The organism is Thermomicrobium sp. (assembly GCF_053493975.1).
Genome location: NZ_JBRBZA010000066.1, coordinates 1 through 5,172 on the forward strand (window position 1 = coordinate 1; position 5,172 = coordinate 5,172).

At 64.3% G+C, this 5,172-nt stretch carries 2 protein-coding genes; one reads left to right on the plus strand and one right to left on the minus strand.

Features of this window, described 5'->3' with window-relative positions:
• Positions 1-511 precede the first annotated feature (511 nt).
• Positions 512-2,560 carry a Sec-dependent nitrous-oxide reductase gene (gene nosZ, locus ACWIVK_RS10740; protein WP_448576686.1) on the plus strand — a complete coding sequence of 683 codons (2,049 nt, stop codon included), beginning with the start codon at positions 512-514 and terminating at the stop codon, positions 2,558-2,560.
• Between the two features lie 52 nt (positions 2,561-2,612).
• Here nosZ (ACWIVK_RS10740) and nosZ (ACWIVK_RS10745) read toward each other — a convergent pair whose 3' ends face one another.
• Complete coding sequence (nosZ, locus tag ACWIVK_RS10745; protein WP_448576686.1) at positions 2,613-4,661, minus strand: Sec-dependent nitrous-oxide reductase; 2,049 nt, start codon at positions 4,659-4,661, stop codon at positions 2,613-2,615.
• Positions 4,662-5,172 lie beyond the last annotated feature (511 nt).

Genomic DNA, 5,172 nt, shown 5'->3' on the forward strand with positions numbered 1-5,172 from the left:
GCACCGCGTCGCCCCTCCGAGGGGAACGCGCGCCAGCCTGATCAGCGGGCTGCTGTCCGGCGTCGTGCAGTGCCGAGGGGCGTGCACCGGCGAGGCGGATGAGCTGCGGCGCGGAGCGGTCCGGTGCAGCCTGACCGGCTGGCCGGCTTGGGTTGGCATGACCCACCTGGCTCCTGTGCCAGGGCCCTGTCCGTCCCACCGGAGCCAGCGGGCACGCCGCGGGCGAGCGGTGACCGCGCTACTGGTCCGCCCATCCCGTACGCACGGTGCCTGTGGACGAGGCACCGCATCGCCCCGACCGGTGCGCTGACACCGCTGGTCGCGAGATCCTGGTGCTCCGTTGTTCGCTCGCGTGACCGCGAATAGCTGTCTCGCTCCTGGCTCCTACCCGTTCGGGTAGGAGGAGACTCCCCGGTCGGAGAGTCGCGAAACTACCCGCCCGGACGTGTTCGCTCCGTCGCTCCCCGACGAGACTGAAAACAGAAACGAGGAGCGGCGAAGACCGCACCGGATGAGTCGAGGAGGATCGACGACGGCTGAGCGACAGAATCGACCACCGTTCTCGATCGGCCAGCGCAAGGTGAGCCGGCGCGGCCTCCTGGGTGGTGCTGCTGGTCTTTCGGCCGGCACGTTGCTGGCCAGTTGCAGTCTCTTCCAGCGCAAAGAGCAAGCACCTCAGTTAGGGGCGAGCGCCGACGAGATCATCAAGCAGCGGCAGCTGACGCCGGAGGATGTGACGGCTGCGCTCATGACCTATGTTCGCTGCGGGAAGTACGACGAGTACCTGATGTTCTCCTCCACTGGCCATGGTGTCCAAGTGCTCGTGCACGGTCTCCCATCGATGCGGCTTCTCAAGGTGATCGCCGTCTTCGCCCCCGAACCCTGGCAGGGCTATGGCTACGGCGGGTACACGAGCGAGGTCCTCGAGGGCGGCTACTTCCACGGCAAGCCGATCCTCTGGGGCGATACCCATCATCCAGCCCTGAGCGAGACGAACGGGGAGTACGACGGCGAGTTCCTGTTCATCAACGACAAGGCGAACGGTCGGATCGCCGTGATCGACCTGCGTGACTTCGAAACGAAGCAGATCGTCAAGAACCCGCTCCTGGTGAACGAGCACGGCGGCTGCTTCGTCACCCCGAACACCGAGTACGTGCTGGAGGCCGATCAGTACTCGGTACCGCTGGGCGGCGTCTACGCGCCGATCACTCAGTACAAGGAAAAGTGTCGCGGCGTCCTCACGTTCTGGAAGTTCGACCGGCAGAAGGGCCGCATCGTCCCCGAGCAGTCGTTCGCGATCGAGACGCCACCCTACTGGCACGACCTGGCCGATGCCGGCAAGGGGCCGTCTCATGGTTGGGCCTTCTGGAACTCGATCAACACGGAACTCGCCATTCCAGGCATCGCTGAAGGCCGGCCAGCGCTCGAGATCGCAACCACCCAGCGCGACATGAACTACCTGCATGTCGTCAATTGGAAGAAGGCCGAAGAGCTGGTCGCAGCCGGGAAGTACGAGGAGATCAACGGCTTCAAGGTCATCCGGATGGACGTCGCGGCGAAGGAAGGCGTTCTCTTCCTGATCCCGGAGCCCAAGAGCCCGCACGGTGTGGACGTGACGCCAGGTGGGGACTACATCGTCGTGGCAGGGAAGCTCGACCCGCACGTGACGGTCTACAGCTTCGCCAAGATCCAGCAAGCCATCCAGGCTGGGCAGTGGGATACCGACGAGTACGGCATACCCATCTTGCCGTTCGAGCAGTGCGTGGAAGCCCAGGTGGAGTTGGGTCTCGGCCCGCTTCATACCCAGTTCGACGACCAGGGTTACGCATACACCAGTCTGTTCCTCGACAGTGCGGTGGCCAAGTGGTCGCTCGGCAAGCCGTACCGCGACGACGGCTGGAAACTCGTCGAGAAGCTGCCGGTGCAGTACAACATCGGCCACTTGGCAGCTGTCGAGGGAGATACGATCAAGCCGGTCGGTCGCTTCCTGGTCGTCCACAACAAGTGGTCGGTCGATCGCTACGCTAGCCTCGGTCCACTCCTGCCGCAGAACGCGCAGCTGGTCTCGATCGCCCCGAATCAGCCGATGCGAGTCCTCTACGATTGCCCGATCGGCATCGGCGAACCGCACTATGCCCAGATCATCAAGCGGGAGCGGATCAAGTCGTGGGACATCTACCCCGAGGTGGGCTGGAACCCGCACACGCACAGCGTCGATCCGAACGCCGTGCTCAAGGTCGGCGAAGAGCGGATCGAGCGCCGCGGCAAGACAGTCGAGATCTGGGGCGTGCTGCTGCGCAGCCAGATTCGTCCCGATCTGATCGAGGTCGAGCAGGGGGACGAGGTGATCTGGCACCTCACCAACATCGAGCGTGCCAAGGATGCCACGCACGGGTTCGCCCTCGGCGGTTACAACATCAACCTCAGTCTCGAGCCGGGCGAGATGCAGACCATCCGCTTCAAGGCCGACATCCCGGGAACCTTCCCGTTCTACTGCACGGAGTTCTGCTCCGCCCTGCATCTCGAGATGATGGGCTACTTCCTGGTGAAGCCGACCTGATCCCGCAGCGGTGGGGCTGAGGGGGATCCCCCTCAGCCCCACCGCTGCGGGATCAGGTCGGCTTCACCAGGAAGTAGCCCATCATCTCGAGATGCAGGGCGGAGCAGAACTCCGTGCAGTAGAACGGGAAGGTTCCCGGGATGTCGGCCTTGAAGCGGATGGTCTGCATCTCGCCCGGCTCGAGACTGAGGTTGATGTTGTAACCGCCGAGGGCGAACCCGTGCGTGGCATCCTTGGCACGCTCGATGTTGGTGAGGTGCCAGATCACCTCGTCCCCCTGCTCGACCTCGATCAGATCGGGACGAATCTGGCTGCGCAGCAGCACGCCCCAGATCTCGACTGTCTTGCCGCGGCGCTCGATCCGCTCTTCGCCGACCTTGAGCACGGCGTTCGGATCGACGCTGTGCGTGTGCGGGTTCCAGCCCACCTCGGGGTAGATGTCCCACGACTTGATCCGCTCCCGCTTGATGATCTGGGCATAGTGCGGTTCGCCGATGCCGATCGGGCAATCGTAGAGGACTCGCATCGGCTGATTCGGGGCGATCGAGACCAGCTGCGCGTTCTGCGGCAGGAGTGGACCGAGGCTAGCGTAGCGATCGACCGACCACTTGTTGTGGACGACCAGGAAGCGACCGACCGGCTTGATCGTATCTCCCTCGACAGCTGCCAAGTGGCCGATGTTGTACTGCACCGGCAGCTTCTCGACGAGTTTCCAGCCGTCGTCGCGGTACGGCTTGCCGAGCGACCACTTGGCCACCGCACTGTCGAGGAACAGACTGGTGTATGCGTAACCCTGGTCGTCGAACTGGGTATGAAGCGGGCCGAGACCCAACTCCACCTGGGCTTCCACGCACTGCTCGAACGGCAAGATGGGTATGCCGTACTCGTCGGTATCCCACTGCCCAGCCTGGATGGCTTGCTGGATCTTGGCGAAGCTGTAGACCGTCACGTGCGGGTCGAGCTTCCCTGCCACGACGATGTAGTCCCCACCTGGCGTCACGTCCACACCGTGCGGGCTCTTGGGCTCCGGGATCAGGAAGAGAACGCCTTCCTTCGCCGCGACGTCCATCCGGATGACCTTGAAGCCGTTGATCTCCTCGTACTTCCCGGCTGCGACCAGCTCTTCGGCCTTCTTCCAATTGACGACATGCAGGTAGTTCATGTCGCGCTGGGTGGTTGCGATCTCGAGCGCTGGCCGGCCTTCAGCGATGCCTGGAATGGCGAGTTCCGTGTTGATCGAGTTCCAGAAGGCCCAACCATGAGACGGCCCCTTGCCGGCATCGGCCAGGTCGTGCCAGTAGGGTGGCGTCTCGATCGCGAACGACTGCTCGGGGACGATGCGGCCCTTCTGCCGGTCGAACTTCCAGAACGTGAGGACGCCGCGACACTTTTCCTTGTACTGAGTGATCGGCGCGTAGACGCCGCCCAGCGGTACCGAGTACTGATCGGCCTCCAGCACGTACTCGGTGTTCGGGGTGACGAAGCAGCCGCCGTGCTCGTTCACCAGGAGCGGGTTCTTGACGATCTGCTTCGTTTCGAAGTCACGCAGGTCGATCACGGCGATCCGACCGTTCGCCTTGTCGTTGATGAACAGGAACTCGCCGTCGTACTCCCCGTTCGTCTCGCTCAGGGCTGGATGATGGGTATCGCCCCAGAGGATCGGCTTGCCGTGGAAGTAGCCGCCCTCGAGGACCTCGCTCGTGTACCCGCCGTAGCCATAGCCCTGCCAGGGTTCGGGGGCGAAGACGGCGATCACCTTGAGAAGCCGCATCGATGGGAGACCGTGCACGAGCACTTGGACACCATGGCCAGTGGAGGAGAACATCAGGTACTCGTCGTACTTCCCGCAGCGAACATAGGTCATGAGCGCAGCCGTCACATCCTCCGGCGTCAGCTGCCGCTGCTTGATGATCTCGTCGGCGCTCGCCCCTAACTGAGGTGCTTGCTCTTTGCGCTGGAAGAGACTGCAACTGGCCAGCAACGTGCCGGCCGAAAGACCAGCAGCACCACCCAGGAGGCCGCGCCGGCTCACCTTGCGCTGGCCGATCGAGAACGGTGGTCGATTCTGTCGCTCAGCCGTCGTCGATCCTCCTCGACTCATCCGGTGCGGTCTTCGCCGCTCCTCGTTTCTGTTTTCAGTCTCGTCGGGGAGCGACGGAGCGAACACGTCCGGGCGGGTAGTTTCGCGACTCTCCGACCGGGGAGTCTCCTCCTACCCGAACGGGTAGGAGCCAGGAGCGAGACAGCTATTCGCGGTCACGCGAGCGAACAACGGAGCACCAGGATCTCGCGACCAGCGGTGTCAGCGCACCGGTCGGGGCGATGCGGTGCCTCGTCCACAGGCACCGTGCGTACGGGATGGGCGGACCAGTAGCGCGGTCACCGCTCGCCCGCGGCGTGCCCGCTGGCTCCGGTGGGACGGACAGGGCCCTGGCACAGGAGCCAGGTGGGTCATGCCAACCCAAGCCGGCCAGCCGGTCAGGCTGCACCGGACCGCTCCGCGCCGCAGCTCATCCGCCTCGCCGGTGCACGCCCCTCGGCACTGCACGACGCCGGACAGCAGCCCGCTGATCAGGCTGGCGCGCGTTCCCCTCGGAGGGGCGACGCGGTGC